The organism is Bradyrhizobium sp. USDA 4354 (genome assembly GCF_054060315.1).
Map to the genome: position 1 here is coordinate 3715840 of NZ_JBSSDC010000001.1, position 20648 is coordinate 3736487.

Consider the following 20648-nt stretch of genomic DNA (forward strand, 5'->3'; position numbering starts at 1 on the left):
AGCTCTGCGAGCCATCGCAGCAGCAGGCCGAAGTTATAGCCGGCGGCAGGTCACGACTATGCCGGCATCGCGTTCATGCTGCTGATCTTCTTTGGCGGAATCGGCGCGATGACTATGCAGACTTCTAAGACAGCGCTGGTGTATGTGGGAGCGCTCCTGGCGCAATTTGTCCTCGGCGCAATAGCGGCCAGGAATTATGGCGTTCGCTTTGCAAATACTGTGCTCGCTTTGAAGGCGGCAAGCTGAGGCTTAGAAGAGATTCGACACCGAACAACACTCCCGCAGTACGCTGGTCATGCTCATGCTTGTCTTTAGCGAACATGGCTGATCGACTTGGCGCCTCGGCAAGCGGTTCTCAACTGCGCTCGAGCACTTTGTTCCCTTGCTTAAGGGAGCCTCAGCCAATCCTTTCCAAATCGGCCAAGCACTTTTCGAGGTTGCCCTTGGCTTCGTTCAAAAGCCTTCTCGTTTCGCCCAGTCGCTTGAAGTCAGGTTTCACCGGGCCGGCACTCACCGCGCTCAGGTGATGGCAAACGGTCGTGAGATCGTTCGACATATCCTCCAGAACGAAAGCTATATTTTCGAGGGGCACCAGCTCCGCAAAAAAGGTCTTGGATACGGTGTCGTCCTGGCCGGTGGGTCCCTCGAACTTCACCTCGACGAGTGGGACTAGGACATCGCGATTGTCACGCGCAGCTCTGCCCATACTCATGACCAGCGAGCTGAATGTCGTTGAGATATATGTGAGCCGGTCGACCAGGGCGCTTCCATACAACATGACGGCGTCGGGATCACTTTGCGCCTCATCCGGCTTCGAAGCACTATGATCTTCATTCGACATGTTCGGTCTCCTCTCCCTGCAGATGCAGCATCCCCACGGGGAATGAGGCGGGTTTGGGACTATTCATCGGCTCTATACTGTAGGAGCCGTGAGCTTCGGCCTTTTTTGGCTGCACGACAGTGACGGAAAAGGCTTGGTAGGAGCTTTTCGTCCTCGCCTTCATATATCCGGGCGCGGCAGGTGCCGGCCCGTGAAAATGGAGCAGATAGTCCTCCATTGCTCGCCGGACGCCGACAGCGCTCGCGTTCAGCGACCCAGCTGTGTTGGCGTGCAACGAGCCCTGCATTGCCAGATCAATAAAGGTACGAAGAACCGTGTCTGCATCCGCGGTTACGTGGAGCGGGTGGGCGGCTGCTGGAAACTTATCTCGCACGAAATGGGTTGACCGGCCACGCTCTTTCGCTTCGCGCTTTTCGCGCCTTTCTAACTCAACCAAGCCGTCACGCGTCAGGGCGAAATGAGCGAACTTGCCCTGTGTTGTTCGCTCCACGAAACGCGCATTCGTCATGAGGCGGAGGATGCGGCTGAGATTGGCATCTCTAAGAGATAATCTCTTGGCGATCGCCGCCTTCTCCATCTGTCCCGACGGTGTGTCGCGCAGCAACCGAAGTATCTCGATGACGTGCTGACGATGCATGACCTCGTTCGGACGTGCGAGCTTGGAGGTATTTATCGACATCTGCAGAAGATCGTAGAATGCTCTGAAGCGCTCCGCATAGGCAGCATTCCTTGGCCCGAGCGTTGCGCTCATCCGACGTAAAATATCGAACCATTCCCGCAGTTCAGGGTCACGGCGGCGGCTTTCAAGGGCGTTCCAAACCCACGCGCCCAGTGTCGCATAGAGTCGCTCCAAGCTTCTTTCGGACCCGTCTTTGAGGAGTTCCGAAATGACACGCCTGGCCTCGTTCGCCGTCGCTTCGCCCGATTCTATCTTTTCCAATGCTACGTCCGACATGGGCTAGCCCTATATCATAACCGTTAAGATCGTTTTACAACGCTTTACTCTGATTTTAGTCCGGGAATCTAGGTGTCAAGGCCCCATTGGTAGGCAGCCCAAATGGTTTTTTGACCAAGTTCCTTGGCTGAAACCGCGTTCGGTTCTTTCAACAGAGGTAAAATAGTACCAATTCTGTGACCTTTGAAAGCCATCTGGGTTGAATGCTGCACTACGAAACTGCGGGTGCCGAACCTCACCTCAACCTGAGCCGCGGTGGTCTGGTGGCCCTGCATTGTGCGGTCGTTCCCCATCGAGGGGACCAGCATCACGTCCACGTCGAGTTCGCTGAAGGGCGTCTCGCACGCGTCACAGAAGTCCAGGCAAATGGCGATCCCGATCAAAGCGCCTTCGGTGGCAAGGACACATACCCGGTCACCCGCAGTGATATTTTCCGTCCCCCAACCCTCGTCGGCGTACGGGGCGATCTTGTCGTAGATCAGGCGCTCCTCTCCATAACCGTCGTAGATCCGGGCCCGGTTCACGATCCCATGGTCGGTCGTCTCGTGCCAGGTTCCTGGAATCAGAATTTCGGGAGCTTCGAGCTCGTCCGCAACGTCGCGGTCTCGAATGAGCTTGACGATGTTCTCGCGCAATTCCGGCGAGACGGTTAGCTCCGGCCACACAACGGCAATGCAGTTCTCCTTGAGAGCCTGAGTAATCTGCTCCGAAATGGCGTCACCGGCTGACGGCGCCTCGACGCCCGCGACAATGAAACGCTTATCGCCTCCTACGGAAACAAATTCCGGTTTGATCTCTAGAGCCTTGAACAGGCAAGCACCCATCTTCCATTTGCTCGCGTCCGGTGTCGTACTATGCAATGTGCGAGTATCTACGACGTGGACAGGATAGCCCTGTATCAGTGCGGGCAGAATCCTGTGAAAAAGCAGGCCCCGCTTCGAGTAAGCCTGCCCCCTTCGAGCCGGACGCAATGCGCTCACGCCCTGCCGCGGAATGAACCAGCATCCAAGCTGCTCGAGGTGCCACTCACTCGGTGCGATCGGCCAATGAGACCGCCGCTCAGCGAGGACCCGGTCGATTTCCCATATGAGGCCGCCCATCATTAACGCTGCCAGTTCAGGCGTCTCATCGGACAACGACCATGAGAGATGGCCATCTCCTATTGAGTGGGTGAAGCTCTCTCGCGCCTGCTTGAGTCGCTTTTCTGTAAGATTTCGGTAGGCCTTGTGCACGCTTCCCGGGGCTTTCCGAAACAGCGCGTCGAGCTCGATCAGAGCTTTCCTGAGATCATCCCGACTGGCATTCGTGATCAGCTCCTGCCGCCCGGCAAGCTCCCACGCCTCCTTCTTCCAGGCATCAAAGGCTGACGTTTCGGCTCGGCTGTTCACGGCCCCAGGCAAAATCTTCGTCCAAATCACACCAGCAATATGTTCCATCGATAGGCGTGCGCCGAAGATTTTGCAATCGGCTCGACATTGTTGCTCACACTTCTTCGCCTGTGCCGTAGGACCATCACTGAACACGCTTGCCAAGACGTGGGAAGTCGCGCGGAAAACCTGCGCGAAATCCAGCAGGGACAACGAAGAGTTGCATTGTCCTCACGATGCTATCGACGAAGCTATGCGGACTGTTTTCTATCTGAGCGGGAGATCCGCGCCTCGACCCGGACGGGGCATACATATGTGGAAATTCAGCCGAGCCGCGGCTTACGTTGGCATTTGCCTCGCCATGGGCGGGTGCACCAGTCTATATCATATTCATGATCCGCAGACAGGCGTGATCACGGCCGGTGAGCTGCCGTACTTCCTCAAGTCCATCCGGTGTGAGGTCGTGACCTTCTACCAGATCGAACGAGAGAGACGGAAGGCATGCCTGAAGATCTACAAGACTCGGCCTGAAGAGGCGTTCGACAGGTATGCCCATTTCGACATCGACCCGTTACTTTACGGTACCTTCTTCCTGGAGCTGAAGGTGACTGATACGGGCGGCTTCGGATCCGGTACGGCATTCGACTACAAGCGGATTCTGAGCGCGACCAGTAACGAGGTGACTCACGTGGGCTCCACCGCTGCAGCCCAGGACACCTATGACCTGATCTGGTCGTTCCTTCTGAAGCAGAATGCCCAGCTTGCGTCCGATACGACCCCGCAGGCGGCGAGTCCGGCATCCGACGAACGCGGCTGTGCAGGGCGAGCGGGCATTCCGTTCGCCACGGCGCACGTTACTTATCGGAAGGTTTAGACGGCGATCTTGGTCGACATGGCAGATTTGCGCATCCGATTCCCGCGAAGCCGCTATGGGTAGCACCACATTCGAGCAGCCGCAGATCGTCTGCCCGGCTGCGCAATCAAGTATTGATGACCGAACTAGAGCTTCCTTCCAGTGCGCGAGCTAACGACTTTCTTGATCGATTTAGATTTAGCTGTGCTCGGCGCGAGGGGAGCCTGATCGCGGTGAATCCCAATAGGAACATATGGTTTGAGAGGCCATTCGCGGACTTTCACACCATCGCCGTGAAGTCGATTCTTGCGGCAGTTAACTGATCCAGGTTCTCCAGGTCGTCAGGACGCGTCCGCAGGGCTGCTAGTTTTGCCTGTGGAGGAGCGAATGCTCGAGGAAAAAACGCAGCATCTCCCTCGTTGCATCCGGTCCGTCCGGATCGGTGTAGGAGCCGGCGGGGCTGCCGCCCGACCATGCGTGTCCGGCTCCGTGGATTTCCCAGTGCTCGAGGATTCCGCGTCCGCCGGCGTCGGTATGCACCGTGCGGGTGTAGGCATGCCCTCCGGGTACTCGCCCGCGATGTACCTTTACCTTGGTGCTCGTCCCGGCGATGGATTGCCGGACAATTCGACCGCTGTTGTTCGAATGCACGGTCGTGTCACGATCGCCGTGGAAGACGATCGTCGGAATAGGCCGGCCGTCGCCTGGCTTTGCTTCTGGCCCGCCGCCTTGCTTCATGGCGATCAGCGCGGAGGGTAGGTCGGCGGCGGCCCCGCAGGCCAGTCCGGAATGTATGCCGATGGCTGCGTACAGATCGCGGTAAGTCGATCCCATGATGGCGGCGGCCGCGGCTCCGGCTGACAGCCCCGCGACGTAGACGTGTTGTGCGTCGACGGAATGGTCGCGCATGATCTGGCGCGTGATGCCGGCGATGAGCGATGGTTCGCCTCCGCCACGCTGCTGGTCGCCCGGACGAAACCAATTCCAGCATTTCGCATGGTTCGCTTCGGGTCGCTGCTCAGGATAGGCCACGAGGCAGGTTTGTTCTTCGGCGATGAAGTTCATCCGCGTCCCGGCGGCGAAATCCTCCGGCGACTGCGTGCAGCCGTGGAGCATGATGACCAGCGGAATGGCCTGGCAATGATAGCCGCTGGGAATGAAGAGCCGATAGGCGCGGCTCCCGGCGGCGTTGCCATAGCTGCCTTCGAGGAACCGCGCGCCGTCCGGCACGATGTCGTCCATGGACGGGGCCCGCCTCAGCGATCCTTCGATTCCCAGCCCGGCGAGGTTCTTGGCGAGACGCACCGGCGGATAAACGGTGCGTCGCGGTGTCCTCGTCTCTGCGGCATCGGCCTTGGCGTCGAGGAGGGTGATCGGCGACTCTCGATCTGTACGGGCAGAGCCGTGTGTGGTGGGTGCGGTGACGTCCGGCGCGTTCTCACCCCGAAGCATGCGCTGGATCAGCGCGGTTGCTTCAACGAGCTGCCCCGACCGCGTCAAGCGTGTGGCTTCGCGAACCATGTCCAGTTTCAGCATGGCCCTACCTCGTTCTGTCAGCGAGAGCGGATTTGACGGCGGGACTGGCGTGCAGGGCTCCCAACACGGAGACCGAGGCAATCGTCGCGCGAGCGAGTTCGGGCGTCACGTCTGGGGCGATGGTGGCAAGGCCCAGAACATTGATGTGCAGCATCTCGCCCGCCCGCCGCGCCGCCTCGAGATCGTCGCGGCTGTAGTGCCGGAGCCCGAGGTCCAAACTCTTTCGGACCGTGGACTGCTTGACCACGTCGGCATGACGTTCGAGCTGATTGCGGATTGCCGTTCGGATGAAATCAGTACGGTTCGAGTAGAATCCTTCCTGGACCATCAAGTCGATCTGACCGAGGTCGACGAAGCCAAGATTGATCGTGATTTTTTCCGAGTCGGAGGGCTTTGGTCGGATTTCGCGGACGTTGCTGGCCATCATTTCCATCCATTCTCCATCTGCAAGGATGGTATATGGATGGAGAGCCTGGGCATTCAGGGGGGGGGTGTCCCCCATTGATATGACGTGAAGTGCAGGGGAGAGTACTGGTCAGCCTTCTCGATCGGATCGAGCCTAGGTTGAGGCGCGCTGAACGCGCCGCCAGCCCGAGGAGGGTGCTAGGGGACTGCCGCGGCCGATAACGCAGGCTGAGGTCCTGCCGTGACGTTCTTCAGCCATAAGCCATGTGAATACGAGTGAGCAATTATCGTGGGATTTCCATGGAGGATCCGCTCTTCGCCCGTTTTCGGCTTGCCATCGAGGAAAGCCGCAGTCTTCGCCCGCAACATCAGCACCTTGCCGACGCGCCCACGGGCAGGTGGTGGAATTGAAGCGGGGCGTCCTTGAAAGCTCGATGTGCCGCGCCGAAGCGCAACGCGAAGACCGAAAAGGGTGATGCGTCGAAAGGCAATGCGGTGATTGAAGGTTGCGGTGCGGCGAAGCTCAATCGGTGCTGCGCTTGGCAGGCCGCATGTCCGCTCCGCTATGAAGCGCATGACGAGGTCGGCCGCCGAGCACGGCTGGAAATCGTAGCTTACCGCGCCCACAGTCGATGGTGAGCGTGCCTGTCGGATTCGCGTTCCCAAAGTTCGACGTGCGCGAGCAGGGTTTCGTCATCGACCAGGCTCACAGTCGCGATCAGCCGCCGAAAGATTTCCGCGCTCGAAGCCTCATTGAGGGAGGAGGAGCGCATGGCCGCCTGGATCGGCGCCAACGTCGCAAGGGTCACGATGGATTACGTGGCCCACGAAACAGCAGGCGGCGTAAGTAGCCCTTTAGCGACGGGCGCTGCGTTGGGAAGGTACTGACCATTTCCGATGCTCTAGCCATGTTCAAAACGCTTGGACCTGCAGTAAGTCGCCTTAGCGCTTGCACTATGCCGGCAGATGGGCCTGTTGCAGATCCCAAGCGTCGCAATCGACGGCAGCAAGTTCAAGGCGGTGAACAACCGCGACCGCAACTTCACGCATGCCAAGATGGCGAGGCGGATGGCGCAGATCGAGGAAAGCGTCGGTCGATATCTGCGTCAACTCGATAGCGCCGATCGGCAGGAGCCATCGGAAGCGATCAGCATCAAGACGACGAGGATCAAGGAAAAAATCGCTCGGCTGAAGCAGGAGATGAGCCGCCTGGAAGTTGATGCGCGGATGCGCAACACGCCGGATCAACAGGTATCGCTCACCGATCCGGATGCCCGTTCGATGGCCAAGCGGACGCGGATCGGTTGTCGTCGGCTACAATGTCCAGGTCGCGGTGGATACCGAACAGCATCTGATTGTTACGCACGAGGTCATAAACGTCGGCAACGAATGTGGGCAGCTTGCTCGGATGTCGAAGCAAGCCAAAAAGTGCTCGAAGTGGACAAACTCGAGGCGGTCGCCGACCGTGGCTACTTCGACGGAGAGGAGATATTAGCCTGCGAAGAGGCTGGCGTTGCAGTCACCTTGCCAAAGCCCATGACGTCGGACGCCAAGGCGGAGGGTCGGTTCGGCAAACAGGACTTTGTCTACCTGCCTGATGAGGACGTCTACCGCTGCCCATCCGGCCAGCTGCTGCCCTATCACTACATCAACATCGAGCATGGAATGACGCTGCGCCGTTACTGGTCGACAGCGGCGTGCCAAGGCTGCGCGATCAAGAGCCAATGTACACCGTCCAAGGAGTGCCGCATCATGCGCTGGGAGCGTGAGCATGTGGTCGAGGAGGTCCAGAGACGGCTCGATTCCAATCCCGACGCCATGCGGACGCGGCGCGAGACGGTCGAGCATCCCTTCGGCACGATCAAAGCCCGTATGGGTGCGACCCACTTCCTGATGAAGCGCCTACGGAACGTCGCCGCAAAGATGGCGCTACATGTTCTCGCCTATAACCTCACACGGGTGATGAACATCGTCGGCAAACCGAGCCAGATTACAGCCATCCGCTCCGCCTGAACGCCGGAAAGTGCGTCCACCGATCCGACGCGAGAACCTCGGCCGCCTGCAGTGATTGGCAACCACGGCCGCGTGCCGACCTATCCGTTTGCACACAACCAAGACCCAATTCGGACCTCCCGAGTTGATGCACGTTCATTGCCCCCGTGCCACGGGCCCGGCAAAATGGCACTTGGGGCAATCGGGCTCCGCGATTACCGCTCACACGTGCGCAACAACGTGCTAGGCTCGCTCTTGTCCCAGCGGCGTGGTTAGTCTGGCCGTTCGGAGGGTGCTGTGATCGAGCGGCGGGTTCAAAGGCGACTAGCGGCGATCTTGGCCACTGACGTGGTCGGCTACTCCGCGTTGATGCAACGCGCTGAGGAAGCCACCTACGCCGAGTTCGAGCGGCTGAAGCGCGGAGTAATCCAGCCTGGCCTCTCCCGCCACGACGGGCGACTGATCAAGACTACGGGTGACGGCGCTTTGGCCGAGTTCGCAAGTCCGTCGGCTGCGGTGCGATGCGCGGTGGAGATACAGGAAAGCATCGGGTCGGGTCAAAGCTCCCTTGAGCTACGCATTGGGATCAATCTCGGGGAGGTCATCGTCGGGGCTGACGGCGATCTATTTGGCGACGGGATCAACATCGCTGTCCGACTAGAAGGGGTCGCCAGTCCAGGGGGCATCCTGATTTCCGAAAAGGGTGTACAGCGAGGTCGAGGGCAAGCTGGACGTTCGCTTCGAGGACCGGGGCGAGCAGCAGCTCAAGAACATCTCCAAGCCAGTCCGCGCTTTTGCTATACGCGCGAGAGCGCATAGCCCGCTAAGCGAGAGGCCAAGTGCGGCCCCGCCGCTTCCAGATAAACCCTCCATCGCCGTGCTGCCGTTCCAGAACATGAGCGGCGATCCCGAGCAGGAATACTTCGCGGACGGAATGGTTGAAGAGATCATCACCGCGCTCTCGCGGTTCAAATGGTTGTTCGTGATCGCCCGAAATTCGAGTTTCACCTTCAAAGGCAGAGCGGTCGATATCAAGGAGGTGGGACGCCGGCTTGGCGTCCGGTATGTCCTGGAGGGGTCTGTGCGCAAGGCCTCAGGCAAAGTTCGTATCGCAGGGCAATTGATCGATGCGACTACAGCGGCGCACATTTGGGCGGACAGGTTCGAGCGTGACCTGACGGACGTGTTTGCTCTGCAAGATGAGGTGACAGTCGCCGTTGTCTCGGCCATTCAACCGAAATTGCTTGAAATAGAAATTGGCCTGTCAGCACGTCGGCCATCAGAGAACCTCACCGCCTATGATTTCTATCTTCGCGCTATGCAGCAGTATTACCTAATGACCCGCGAAGGATTGGTCGAGGCGATCAGGCTGGCGCATCGTGCTTTGGAGCTTGACCCTCGGTTCGGCTTTGTCGCTGCTCTGGCGGGTCACTGTCACATGCGGAACGTCATTTGGGGGCATGCTATCGATCCTCAATTCGACCGCAAGGAAGCGGTTCGGCTTCTTCGCTTGGCATTGAGCATCGACGGTGATGATTCGGAAACGTTAGCATTGGTTTCCATGATCTCGGCCTACATGGTCGGCGATTGTGAAAGCGAGATCGAAATGGCTGACCGGGCGGTCGCGCTTAATCCAAATTCATATCGCGCATGGACCTGCAGAGGCCAAGTCTATAGAATTGCGGGGCTTCCGGAGGAAGCGGTCCGGAGCTTTGAACGCGCCATCCGCCTGAGCCCGGTAGACCCGCGGCTACCCATAACGTTTGTTGCGATGGGGATGGCCTTTATTGAGCTTCGCCGCTTTGACCAGGCCATCGTCGCAGGGAATAAATGCCGACGTCAGAACGCCTCCTATTCGACAGCTTACCGCTGTCTCGCGTCCGCTTTCGCTCATCTCGGACGCGACGCTGAGGCGCGTGAGGCGGCGGCGCTCCTGCTTCAGCTCGATCCCGCCTTTACAATATCCGCGTTGATCGCCCGGGGCGGGCACTCAAACGCGACGCTTTTGATCGAGGGCCTTCGGAAAGCGGGGTTGCCTGAATAAGCCGCTATCGCCTGTGCCGACGAAGTGATTTGAATGGGGCCTTGCTTTGCGGTGCGAGTCCGGAAATGGCCCATCGGCGAAGCTGCGGCTCGTCCCTTTTGCGGCCTGCTTCACAAGGTCTAGCGGACGCGAATTGCCGGCCTTAAGCTTTCTCCAGTTTGGCGATCCTGACGTTGAGGACCCGTCCCTCTCCTGGGTCGCGCCTGACAACTGACCGCCGGTCTCGCCGCCGATTTCGATCCGTGTGCCGCTGACATGGCTGTTTTGCTGGGCGGCATGCTGTTTGAGTACGTCCGCGGGACCGCGTACGCCGGGGGCAGCGCCGCTGAGGTGATCCATACCGTCTATTTGACCGAGAAGTAGGGTGTCAGCAAAGGCGGATTCTACCCGAATGAATGGCGTGCTAAAGTCGACCTGAGACCCTGCGAACAGACCGTCCCCGCCGGGCCGCTGGTCAAGCGTTCCGCCAAGTATGCGACGCAAATCCCAGAATAGTTGGCGGCGTAATGCGCCCACATTAGTTCGTTGTCGTTGGTGTCGCTAAAGCAACAAATTCCAATTTTTGGCTTGCTGCGGAGAACACCCTTAGTCCACCCCGTGGTGTCGATAAACTTCGGAACGTCTGGTTGGAAGATCCTTCCATCGGATCGTTCAAACGCCGAAATTCGGACAACCATAGATACTGCTCCTAATAGCAGAGATTTTGCGTTGATGGTCTCGTCTGTTATCGAACGGTACCGAATTAACAGCCGCGGCAATACCGGGAGATCAAGTTGAGCCATTGGAGAAATTCCTCCAATCTAAGTTCATGTTTATTTCCTCGCATTGGCAGTGAATCAATTTGTCACGGTTCGATTCAGCTCCCCAATTCAGGTAGTTTGACGCAGCACGAGGCGGCATTCTAAATCTCTCCATCGGAAATGGGGGAGTCCTGCAATGACCGGCGGAAGCATCGGCTCGCGAACCGCGCCGGCGAGTGACGCGCCTCCAAAGCCTATGAGCCCGTCGGAGCGGCTCGACGCGATTGACGTGCTGCGGGGATTGGCCCTGTTCGGCGTGCTCGCCATGAACATCGTGACCATATTTCGGGTCTCCTTCTTCGCGCCGTTCTTGCCGAACGCGGAGCCGGCGGGGCCGCTCGACCGGGCGGTGGCGGCGGTGCTGACGGTCGCCGTCGACTTCAAGGCGCTTGCGCTGTTCTCGCTACTGTTCGGCGTCGGCCTCGCCATCCAATTCGAGCGGCTTGCCGGCAATGCACGGCGCATGATCTTGCTCGTGCGCAGGCTCGTGGTGTTGCTGGCGATTGGCCTGGTGCATCTCTGTTTGATCTGGAACGGCGACATTCTCGTCGAATATGCGCTGGCGGGCTTCGTGGTGCTGCCCTTCCTCGGCGCCGCGCGGTGGCTCATGGCGGGTGCAGCCCTGCTGCTCCTGGGGCTCTACGTGACCATGCCGGTGCTACCGGCCATCGTGCCGCTGCCGCGTGCAGCCGAGATGGCCGCTCTTGCCGCAGACGCGACGCGTGCCTACGGCACGGGCGGATTTTTCGATGTGCTCGCGTTCCGGATCCGCGAGGTGCCGGCGATTTTTCCGCTGCACGTCATGGTCTTTCCGCGCACTGTCGCGCTGTTCCTGGTCGGCGCCTTCGCATGGCGCAGCGGGGTTTTGCGTCGGGCTTCGGCGAACCGGCGCCTGCTGTTCGTCGTCGCAACCGTTGGCATTCTTCTCGGCGGCGGATTGAGTCTCGCTGCAGCAGGACAAGAGCTCTTCGATTGGCCGTCGCTCGGGCGCGCGCATTTTCCGGTGGAACAGCTGGGCGCGGTCGTGTTGGCCCTGGGTTATGCGGCCGCAGTCATCGCCGCTGTGAACCTGTCGGGCGGGCGGAGGATGCTGGGCTGGGCCGCGCCGCTCGGCCGCATGGCGTTCACCAATTATCTGGCGCAATCTGTGATCTGCGGCTGGATCTTCTACGGCTGTGGTCTAGGCCAATTTGGCCGCCTCGGCGTGGCCGCGACACTGGCGATCGGCATTTTGGTGTATCTCGCGCAGGTGGTGTTCAGCGCATGGTGGCTGCGCCGCTATCGGTTCGGTCCTGTCGAGTGGCTCTGGCGCTCGTGCATGTATGGGGTATCGCAGCCGATGCCGGCAACGGTCAATTTACTCATCATGCGCGCGACCATAGCAGATTGATGCGGCCTCCAGATACCCAAGCTGCGTTCTGCTTCAAGCGGAAGCCGCCCCAGCGGGTACGGCTGGTTTTGGCCCGTGCCTGACCTTGGCTCAGAGCACCGCAACGTCTGCTTTCTGAGGGTGACCCGAACAGAGCCATGCGAGCCGCCCAAGGCAGCCGTTGACCTGCGTTACAAGTGGTTTCGCCGAGCTGGCGGTGAGCGGTCTTGCATCAATGTATCCGGCCTTTGATTGGAGCATTTGCTCCGGGCCATCATGGATATCAGCGCGCGTGCGTTCTCGTTAGCAGACAGGCCTCGATTGGGCCATTTGGGTCACCAGTGTTCGCATGCGCCGGGAAGACCGAACCTCCATCTCGTCTCATCCTCTCGCAGACCTCGGCTGGAAATTGTTGATAGGGCTACGTCATCGCTTGCTCCTCATATCGCTCAGTTCCTTTGTTCGAGCCAAGGGCCGTTCCTTCGTCCCGGCCCGCGGAACGTCGATCGCGTCGCGCGCAGAGGCGGTCAAGGCCAGCCGTCGCGCTTGGCTTGCGGCGGGCTCCGGCGTTGCCAGGCTGCGCCTTGACCGCGCCGAGCACGGCGCGAGGATCAAGCAGGTCGGACGCCTGCCTCGTCGGTCCTCGTCAGCTCGAAGGCGCGTCCTTTCTGCCAGCACCGCCCAGGCGATGCGGGCAAGCTTGTTGGCGAGCGCGAGCACGTTGTGGTGCAACCGCCTTTTGGCGACTTCGATCCAGGATTTGAGCCCGTAACGTTCCCGGTTCTTTATCCTGACCAGCACAACCCATGCCGCCTGCACGAACAGAACGCGCAGGTAGCGATTGCCGCGCCTCGAGATTTTGCCGAGGATCGTGCGGTCTCCCGTCGAGATCTGCTTGGGCACCAGTCCGAGCCAGGCGCCGAAGTCGCGGCCTTTGGAGAATACGTCTCCAGTGCCGATCGCGGCCACCATGGCACTCGAAATGATCGGCCCGATGCCAGGCACCGTCATCAGGCGCGAACATGCCTGATCTTGACGGCCAGTGCTTCGATCTCGCCGGATGTTCCCCGGCCGGTCTCGTCTTAAGCCCCTCAGCCGCAGGGCCGGGCCGTGCTGGCCAAGCATGCGGGTTAAAATGCTCACCGTTCGTCTCATCGGTCTCGATGATTACAGCGTCCGAGAGGACGGCCGCCCGATCGGCCGCATCAGGCTCGCGACCGAGCATTCACCCGCTACATGGCTCTGGCACATCACGGTGCCGATCTCTTATCGTGCATCGTTCGGCGATGCGCCGAGTCTCGACGAGGCGAAGGGCCGCTTCAAGGTGGCATGGAAAGCGTTCAAGCAGAAACACGGCGCTGAAGCGCTAGCGAAGGCGTTCGAGGAGATGGGGAACGCCAACCGGCCGGGACGGTTCGGGCGGTGATCCGCGCTCGCCGATCAGCGCTTCATCCGCCTTTTCTGTACGCGCTTTTGCAAGATTCTCATTCAGCGCATCGACCGCTGCCTGCAACTCCCGCCGCCGCGCGTCTACGGCAAGCAACGGGACAGCTCCGATAGTGACCAGCTGCTGCCGAGCTATGTCACGCTCCTCCCGAAGTAGCGCGACCTCCGCTCTCAGTTGCGCCAGTTTTGAGGAAGCCTCCTTGATCTGCGCATCTGCTGAAGCAAGCCTCGCGTTCAGCTGGTCCGTCTCCTCTAGGAGCTTGCGCGCAAATGCGGGCGCCGAAAAATGGCACGATCTTCTCTTGACTTACCTGATGCTCGAAAGCCGCAAAAATGAAAGCCGGTCATTGGAAATGCTGCACGATCACTGGTTGAGTAGGATTTCAGAACAGCATTGCAGGTTCAAGCGGGATGAGAGGGCCGCAAGCAAGTTCTCCAGTCGATTTCTGCGATCACAGTGTGCTGCGCCGCAAACCGATCATCGCAATCATCCGCAACCGCGTTCCGATGCAGAACCTGAGACTGTTACGAGCATTTTGGGAAATTAAAGGATCGCGCTACGCGGGCAGCGATCATCGTGGGCTGCTGCCTGGCAAGCGACGCGGAGCAGATCGCCAAAGGCGACTTTATGAAAGTGCAATCGGCTCGGGGCACAAGAGCCTCAAGCCGAAAGCGGAAGTTCCTTGGCGGACACAGTTAATGAGAACGCAAGAGCCCAATTCTGTATTTTGTGACTGAGCTAGCTGTGAGCCGGAAGGTCGTTTGTTCGCCCAGTAAAACGTTGGTGCGAATATCTCTAGGGGCACGTGACCGAATTTGCGCATCAGCGGACTACTGACTCGAACCGCCAACAACCGGCGACAGCGGCCCACGACCCTCGAAACAGCCTACACGGGGGACCCTTTCCCCGCCCGGAGATATTGCTACTTGTTGAAAATGCCCATGCATGACCGACGCCCGTTCCCGCTTCAAGAAAGCCGCAACGAAATCGCAACGAATTGGGTGAAATGACCGTGAACAAAACGGGACGGAAACGTCTGCCACATCGAGAAATATCAATAACTTAAAAGATGCGCACTGCGTTCGGGACGCAGCAGCCACCCCCAGTCGGATCGGGACTTGAAGCGAATGTCGGCAGAAGGCCGCCTGCGACGGCAGAAACTTAGAACCGTGGCCTTAACGGCGGGAGCTTTTTCTTTCGTGCGTACTTAAAGATGTCTGAGATATCCAAGTCGTCGAGTTCGTCCTCTGTCCAACCGAGATCAATCAGCGTTTGGCGTGCATTGGCCAGACGGCCGCGTGATCCCTCAGCTTCGTCAGACTCGTCGTCCATTAGCTATAACCTCCGCAGTTAGGTTGAACCTAGCTTCCGCCGCGGAAAGTCCAAAGAGGGAGATGGCCCTCGTTCTCGCCTATAGCCTTCGGGGCAGCGATATCGCGACCGTCCGCCATCAAAGCCGCCCCGTCCGTTTGGCCAATCCTGCGCATCTCATTTATTGGCACCAGGATCGCGGCAGCGGCATGTAGGCCATGGCGGGGTAAGTGCCCCTATTGTGCCCCAGCTTTTCTTGGGCACGCCGGAAGGGAATTGGTTCGCTAAGTCAATGATTAAGATGATCGAATGGTAGTAGGCGCACAAGGGATCAAACCTTGGATACTTCTCCCGTGTGGACCTTGAGGTCGCTGGTTCATATATCTTATCTACTAAAATTCTCTATTATCGCGAATTTACGCAGGTCAACTCGACAATTCAGGGGCTCGTTTGATAATTTATGTGTAAATATTCGCAATTTTTGAGAATTTAGGCACATGAGCCAGAGTCGCCGGGCGCGTCTTCCCAAGGGGCGTGCGCAACTTCAGAGGGTTCTTGCCGCGTCGGGCGATGTTATTCATATCGCCGATGTCGAGGAGGCACTTGCTCTTTCGCGGGTCGAGGCGGCCAAACGGCTCGCCCGCTGGCGCGAGCAAGGCTGGCTCAATCGGGTGGGAACAGGCGCCTATGTGCCGGCGGCGATCGATACTCTGGGCTCGGAACGTGTGCTCGATGACGCTTGGGTTCTGGTGCCAGCACTTTTCGCGCCCGCCTACATCGGCGGCCGTACCGCCGCCGAGCACTGGGACCTCACCGAACAGATTTTCAAAGACATCGTCGTCATCACCGGCCAGGCCCTTCGTACAAAGAAGCAAAAGCGGCACGGTTTCGATTTTACGCTCAAGCACCTGCAGACCGAGAAAATTTTCGGTACTAAGACAGTCTGGCGGCATCACAGCAAAGTGCCGGTCTCTGACGTACACCGGACCGTCATTGACATGCTCGATGACCCAGCCATCGGCGGCGGCATCCAACAGGTCGCAGACTGCTTGAACGCCTACTTTAAGAGGTCTGATCGCAGCGATCCCAAACTGATCGAATATGCCGACCAACTCGGTAACGGTGCCGTGTTCAAGCGCCTCGGTTTTCTGACCGAGCGGCAGGACGGGGGAGGAACGCTTGCTGCGCAGTGCCGCATGAGGCTGACAACCGGTCACGCAAAGCTTGATCCCGCTTTGGAATGTAAGCGACTCATCTCAAAATGGCGGCTCCTCATTCCCTCGTCCTGGGCACGTGGAGACGATCCTTGATCGACAAGCGCGAAATCCTTGATCTCGCCGCGCAGACCTCGCTCACACCGCATGTCATTGAGAAGGACTACGTCCTTGGCTGGATGCTCGCTGGCATCTACGCCCATGAAGAACTCGCCGAGAGCTGGATTTTCAAGGGCGGGACCTGTCTCAAGAAGTGCTTCTTCGAAACCTATCGTTTTTCTGAGGATCTCGATTTCACGCTACGCAATGAAGCGCACCTGGACGACGCGTTTCTCAAGCGGGTCTTCGCCGAAGTGGGGGCCTGGGTTTATGAGGAATCTGGCATCGAAGTCCCCGTGGATCAGCAGGAATTTGACATCTATCGCAATCCGCGCGGCAAACTCTCCTGCCAGGGCAAGATCAGCTATAAAGGGCCCGTCTCGCCCACCCGGCCTCTGCCCCGCATCAAACTCGATCTGACGGCCGACGAAAGCGTCGTACGGGCGCCAGAGACTGTCGACATTTTTCATCCCTATTCAGACGCGCCTGAAGACGGCATCGAGGTGCTCGCTTACGACTATGTCGAGGCGTTCGCCGAAAAATTTCGGGCCCTCGCCGAGCGCACGCGGCCGCGTGATCTCTACGATGTCGTCAATCTCTATCGCAACACCGACGCGCGCCCCGAGCAGCAACAATTTGCTGCTGTGCTACGCGAGAAATGCGCCTTTAAAGGCATCGAATTGCCGCAGCTCGGTGATATTGAGATCCATCGGGCGGACGTTGAAGCCGGCTGGATGGGAATGCTGAACCACCAGCTTCCGGCCCTGCTGCCAATAGCTTCATTCTGGGAAGCCCTGCCCGAGATTTTCGAGTGGCTGCATGGTCGCGTCGTGGCGCCAGTCCTGCCAGCGATGGCCATGGCGGTCAGCGCGCCGCTCATTCAGGAGCGCGTCATCGGCTTCCCGACTGGCTTCCAAGGTCAGTCTTTCATTGAGACCATTCGCTTTGCGGGCGCCAATCGGCTTGTGGTCGACATTGATTACCGTGACCAGAAAGGCAAGCGCTCAACGCGACCGATTGAGGCTTACTCCCTGCGACGCTCGAAGGCCGGCGACGTCCTTCTCATGGCGGTGCGCGCGGACGATGGCCAGCCGCGCAGCTATCTGCTCAACAGTATCCTTGGCGTAACGCCCACTCAAAAAACGTTCGCGCCGCGGTACCCGATCGAACTGACGCCAACAGGCGTCCAATCGATCGCTCCAACCGCGCGGCCGGCGTTAACCGTGCCACGCCTATCAACGCAACGCCGCCGGCGGACATCGAGCGGCGGTCCCGTTTACGTCTTCCGCTGCACAGCGTGCGGCAAGCTGTTCGAGCGTAAGACCCATGACAGTCAGTTGCGTCCTCACAAAAACCGGACAGGCTTTCAGTGCTATGGCACCTACGGGACCTATGTTCGCACAAAATACTAGCCAGATGCCTTGAATGCGCGGGCAAGTGCTAGTGCGCCCACAAGTAGTGGAAAAAGTGTTGGGGCAAGCCCGCCTGCCTATTCCGGCCGTGGTAAATTCCCGCTTCATCTTCCAGGAGAGAGGTGCTGCGATCAAAGAGCCCGGTCTGGACGGTCGAGCCCAGGGACAGCCATGCCTCGCGAACGATCTCCGGTTGAGCGATCAAAGACTAGCAGGAGCTTTGAGCTCCGCCTACGCTCGATCGCAAAAATGTCCTCCATCGGCTCGGGGGCATTGTGCGGTTGGCTTCAATTGGAAATGGCTGACGACCTGTCGGCTTGGCCCGTGACCGAGCCAATCTGGCAAAGGCCCTCGTCCTGCGAGCGACTTACCGATAGCGGAGAAGGCGACCGTACTAATTGCCTGCTGCTGGCTTCGCAGATGGTCTTCAAGCAACTTATTTCGAGTGACGTAGCCCGCGTTCACCCCTGGGATTGAATGGTTCATCAGGAGCTTTGCGTCGAATTCAGAGACACCAGCAGCGGTGGCAATCGTTCGGAATGTTTGACGAAGGTCGTTACCCCACTTTGACAGGACCCCTCGATCTTCCTTCGTTTCCGCCAAGTGTCCCGCGGCGCTCTCAGCTGGGAATAACCATTCTTGAGCTTGAGACGGATACATTTGCCTACCTAAACGAAGTACTCGAATGAGGCACAGGATCATTTCCCGGGAGAGCGGGATATCGAACGCTCGCTTGCTGCCACCCTTCGGTTTGGGGATGTGCAGCGTTCGCCGCCGAAAATCGATGTGACCGGGTTTGGCCTGCTGCAAGGCCGCCGGCCTAGACCCACATAGCAACGTGAATAGATGGAATTCTCGCCGGACTGGGTTATCGAGGTTGGCCAGTTCAAGAAACCATCCTTTCAAATCGCCGGCGCCCATACCAGTATTTCTGCGCTCTTCCTGATTCCAGTCGACAGCATCTGCGGGATTGTCACGCGGCAGCGATCGATTGGTCTTCCGGGCATGATTGTAGATGGCCCGCAGCGTCCGCATGCTGCCATTCGCTATATAGGGGCCATTTTCCTTAGTAAGCTGATCGTGCTTTTCCGCGACGCTGGCCGGATCTTTCGCGAGATCAAGCAGAGGGGTGTCGAGCCACTCCGCAAAAAGGCGTTCGACGTGATCACGATAGCCATTGACCGTTTTCTCGCTGCGGCCTTTGCGGATCAGGTGGGCTTCTAGGTAACGTTGCCAAGCCTGCTTGAGGCTAACGGTCGCCAAGGCGGCTTTCTGGTCGGTCCCGGCTTGTTCGGTATCTCCGCCTCGGCTCGCTTTGGGGTGCAGTCCCTTGCTGATCTGAGCAAGATGCTCCTTGGCAATCGCGCGCGCTGCTCGGGTCGTCAGCTCGCGGGCATCTCCGATCGACACTCGGATGGATGATGCCCGCTTCTTTCCTAGCCTAAGATCGCCCTGGACGGTGAAGGTCCTTTTTCGCTTCCCAACAACGACAAAGAAGCCCTTCAATTCGGTGTCGCGAGCAAGGTACCAGCCATCTTTCGGGGTGGGCAACTGCGCGATCGCTTTGTCACTCAGGAGGATGCGAATATCGGTCATGAGGATGAGGGAGACTGCTAAAACGGTTTTCAAACGGTTTTGGCGGATCGAGCTGTTTGGAGGTGTGGGCTCGACGGAGCGCGAAACTATGCGAGAAACGCCTATAAACAAAGGGCTTCTCGAAGACTCGTCGTAGCGCGGCGTGCATTCGGAAACTGCAGCGAAGGATTGATCTTGAACTCTTAATCAGCGGGTCCCAGGTTCGAGCCCTGGTGCGCCCACCATATAAGACCTTCTCGATCAATCGCTTGGGCGAGCCGCTTTTCGAGAACAAAACGGGTCTCGTGCGAAATTTCTTGTAATCGGACGTTACACGGCCGGACCGGGCGTCGACCTTTCCTTTGCTTCTGTACCTTCACCCATTCGATACAGCGCGGAAATCCGATGATGCAGGCCGATCACGTGCTCATCGTAGATCAGGATACAAGAGCGAGCAAAACGGGCAATCTGTTCTGCCCGTCGCCGCAGGCTATTGATTTGCTCTAGTGTCGACCTGGCTATCAAAGGTCTGTCGTTCCGCCTCCGGCCGTAACATGGCGGTGAGGTCGTAGAGACGGGCGACCGCGGCGAGCAAATGAATCCGCTTCCGAGGGCACCACAAGCCCGCAATATGTATGTGCGGCTATCGCTTGCCACAGTCCGGGCCGTAAATTGTACGAAGATCCTGTGGTCGCTTGTCAGGCGAGGGCTTGCAGGTGGCGATGTAGGGATGGGCGATGTCGTTCCGAGTCGGCCGACGCCGACTTTACCTGGATGGGCCTGGATATATCGAGCGGCAGTGCTCGCCGGCTGGAGACGTTGCGCACGGCGAGACCAGAGCGGATGCTCGCGACACCGGCGATCCGGGATATGCGTGCAATCAGATTTTCGAGGTCGGAGACGTCGGACACAATGGCACGCAACAGATAGTCCTGATCTCCGACCATGAGATAGCAGTCCATGATTTCGGCGATGCGGCCGACTTCAATAGCAAAGCCGTCGCGGACACTCTGCACGTGTTTTTCCAATGTCACCTGGATAAACGCCATGACGCGCAGGCCGACAATCTGCGGATCGACCACGGCGACGCGCCGATTGATCACGCCGAGCCGCTCCAGATTCTTGACTCGGGCAAGACAAGGGGACGGGGAGAGGTTGACGCGCGAGGCCAGCTCGACATTGGTGAGACTGGCGTCATTCTGAAGTTCTTGCAGGATCCGCAGATCGATTTTGTCCAGCGTGTCAAAGCTCATCGAGACCTCCTTACCTTTCCCAAATACCGGCCGGGCGAGTTTTTCTGGGTAAGAGCCGCAGCTTCGGGTATTCGAGGAGGCTAAGGCGGCTCTGGGGGTCTGTATTTCGCTAAATTGTCATCTTATATCGAAAAACAGACAACCTTGAAATTTATGTCATAAGCCGCCCTTCGAG

17 protein-coding genes and 1 pseudogene are annotated in these 20648 nt (G+C 58.8%); 9 read left to right on the forward strand and 9 right to left on the reverse strand.

The annotated features are described in order from the left end of the window. The first annotated feature begins 75 nt into the window (after nucleotides 1-75). On the forward strand, nucleotides 76-246 hold the full coding sequence (locus ACVIIV_RS16965; protein ID WP_456745168.1) for a hypothetical protein: 171 nt from the start codon (nucleotides 76-78) through the stop codon (nucleotides 244-246). A gap of 151 nt (nucleotides 247-397) precedes the next feature. Here the strand turns inward: ACVIIV_RS16965 and ACVIIV_RS16970 are convergent, their stop codons facing one another. From ACVIIV_RS16970 to ACVIIV_RS16980, 3 genes are all read right to left on the reverse strand, one after another. Next, nucleotides 398-841 (reverse strand): hypothetical protein, encoded by a 444-nt coding sequence (locus ACVIIV_RS16970; protein WP_456745169.1) that lies wholly within the window; start codon nucleotides 839-841, stop codon nucleotides 398-400. After that, complete coding sequence (locus ACVIIV_RS16975) at nucleotides 831-1796, reverse strand: helix-turn-helix domain-containing protein (RefSeq protein WP_456745170.1); 966 nt, start codon at nucleotides 1794-1796, stop codon at nucleotides 831-833. The genes ACVIIV_RS16970 and ACVIIV_RS16975 overlap by 11 nt, the downstream gene beginning before the upstream one ends. Nucleotides 1797-1864: 68 nt before the next feature. Next, on the reverse strand, nucleotides 1865-3376 hold the full coding sequence (locus ACVIIV_RS16980) for a hypothetical protein (protein WP_456745171.1): 1512 nt from the start codon (nucleotides 3374-3376) through the stop codon (nucleotides 1865-1867). A 100-nt stretch (nucleotides 3377-3476) separates the two neighbouring features. Between ACVIIV_RS16980 and ACVIIV_RS16985 the strand changes: the two genes are divergently transcribed. Further along, a complete protein-coding gene (locus ACVIIV_RS16985; protein WP_456745172.1) occupies nucleotides 3477-4037 on the forward strand; it encodes a hypothetical protein in 561 nt (186 codons plus the stop codon). 342 nt (nucleotides 4038-4379) lie between these two features. Here the strand turns inward: ACVIIV_RS16985 and ACVIIV_RS16990 are convergent, their stop codons facing one another. The 3 genes from ACVIIV_RS16990 to ACVIIV_RS17000 form a co-directional block, all read right to left on the reverse strand. Next, entirely contained in the window at nucleotides 4380-5552 is a 1173-nt protein-coding gene (locus tag ACVIIV_RS16990) for an extracellular catalytic domain type 1 short-chain-length polyhydroxyalkanoate depolymerase (protein WP_456745173.1), read from the reverse strand. Between the two features lie 4 nt (nucleotides 5553-5556). Beyond that, nucleotides 5557-5976, reverse strand: a complete 420-nt coding sequence (locus ACVIIV_RS16995) for a CopG family transcriptional regulator (protein ID WP_456748753.1) — start codon at nucleotides 5974-5976, stop codon at nucleotides 5557-5559. 595 nt (nucleotides 5977-6571) lie between these two features. Further along, the gene (locus tag ACVIIV_RS17000) at nucleotides 6572-6766 is read right to left on the reverse strand and encodes a hypothetical protein (protein ID WP_456745174.1); all 195 of its coding nucleotides are present in this window, start codon (nucleotides 6764-6766) and stop codon (nucleotides 6572-6574) included. A gap of 157 nt (nucleotides 6767-6923) precedes the next feature. Here ACVIIV_RS17000 and ACVIIV_RS17005 point away from each other — a divergent pair, with 157 nt between their 5' ends. From ACVIIV_RS17005 to ACVIIV_RS17020, 4 genes are all read left to right on the forward strand, one after another. After that, a complete protein-coding gene (locus ACVIIV_RS17005; protein WP_456745175.1) occupies nucleotides 6924-7970 on the forward strand; it encodes a transposase in 1047 nt (348 codons plus the stop codon). 348 nt (nucleotides 7971-8318) lie between these two features. Continuing rightward, nucleotides 8319-8768: an adenylate/guanylate cyclase domain-containing protein gene (locus ACVIIV_RS17010; protein WP_456748754.1), complete on the forward strand. Its 450-nt coding sequence runs from the start codon at nucleotides 8319-8321 to the stop codon at nucleotides 8766-8768. Then, complete coding sequence (locus ACVIIV_RS17015; protein ID WP_456745176.1) at nucleotides 8653-9993, forward strand: tetratricopeptide repeat protein; 1341 nt, start codon at nucleotides 8653-8655, stop codon at nucleotides 9991-9993. Before ACVIIV_RS17010 ends, ACVIIV_RS17015 begins: the two co-directional genes overlap by 116 nt. A gap of 936 nt (nucleotides 9994-10929) precedes the next feature. Then, nucleotides 10930-12183, forward strand: coding sequence for a DUF418 domain-containing protein (locus ACVIIV_RS17020; protein ID WP_456745177.1), 1254 nt, complete (start codon nucleotides 10930-10932; stop codon nucleotides 12181-12183). A gap of 590 nt (nucleotides 12184-12773) precedes the next feature. Here ACVIIV_RS17020 and ACVIIV_RS17025 read toward each other — a convergent pair. Continuing rightward, a pseudogene (locus ACVIIV_RS17025) lies at nucleotides 12774-13223 on the reverse strand (transposase); the annotation flags it as partial. A 74-nt stretch (nucleotides 13224-13297) separates the two neighbouring features. On the opposite strand from ACVIIV_RS17025, the gene ACVIIV_RS17030 reads away from it, so the two are divergent. The 3 genes from ACVIIV_RS17030 (at nucleotide 13298) to ACVIIV_RS17040 (ending at nucleotide 17645) form a co-directional block, all read left to right on the forward strand. Next, nucleotides 13298-13588 (forward strand): hypothetical protein, encoded by a 291-nt coding sequence (locus ACVIIV_RS17030; protein ID WP_456745178.1) that lies wholly within the window; start codon nucleotides 13298-13300, stop codon nucleotides 13586-13588. Between the two features lie 1829 nt (nucleotides 13589-15417). Continuing rightward, nucleotides 15418-16230 carry a type IV toxin-antitoxin system AbiEi family antitoxin domain-containing protein gene (locus ACVIIV_RS17035; protein WP_456745179.1) on the forward strand — a complete coding sequence of 271 codons (813 nt, stop codon included), beginning with the start codon at nucleotides 15418-15420 and terminating at the stop codon, nucleotides 16228-16230. Further along, the gene (locus ACVIIV_RS17040) at nucleotides 16227-17645 is read left to right on the forward strand and encodes a nucleotidyl transferase AbiEii/AbiGii toxin family protein (protein WP_456745180.1); all 1419 of its coding nucleotides are present in this window, start codon (nucleotides 16227-16229) and stop codon (nucleotides 17643-17645) included. The genes ACVIIV_RS17035 and ACVIIV_RS17040 overlap by 4 nt, the downstream gene beginning before the upstream one ends. Nucleotides 17646-17876: 231 nt before the next feature. On the opposite strand, the gene ACVIIV_RS17045 is transcribed toward ACVIIV_RS17040, so the two are convergent. Next, a complete protein-coding gene (locus ACVIIV_RS17045) occupies nucleotides 17877-19241 on the reverse strand; it encodes a tyrosine-type recombinase/integrase (RefSeq protein ID WP_456745181.1) in 1365 nt (454 codons plus the stop codon). 677 nt (nucleotides 19242-19918) lie between these two features. Continuing rightward, nucleotides 19919-20473 carry an Lrp/AsnC family transcriptional regulator gene (locus ACVIIV_RS17050; protein WP_456745182.1) on the reverse strand — a complete coding sequence of 185 codons (555 nt, stop codon included), beginning with the start codon at nucleotides 20471-20473 and terminating at the stop codon, nucleotides 19919-19921. Nucleotides 20474-20648 lie beyond the last annotated feature (175 nt).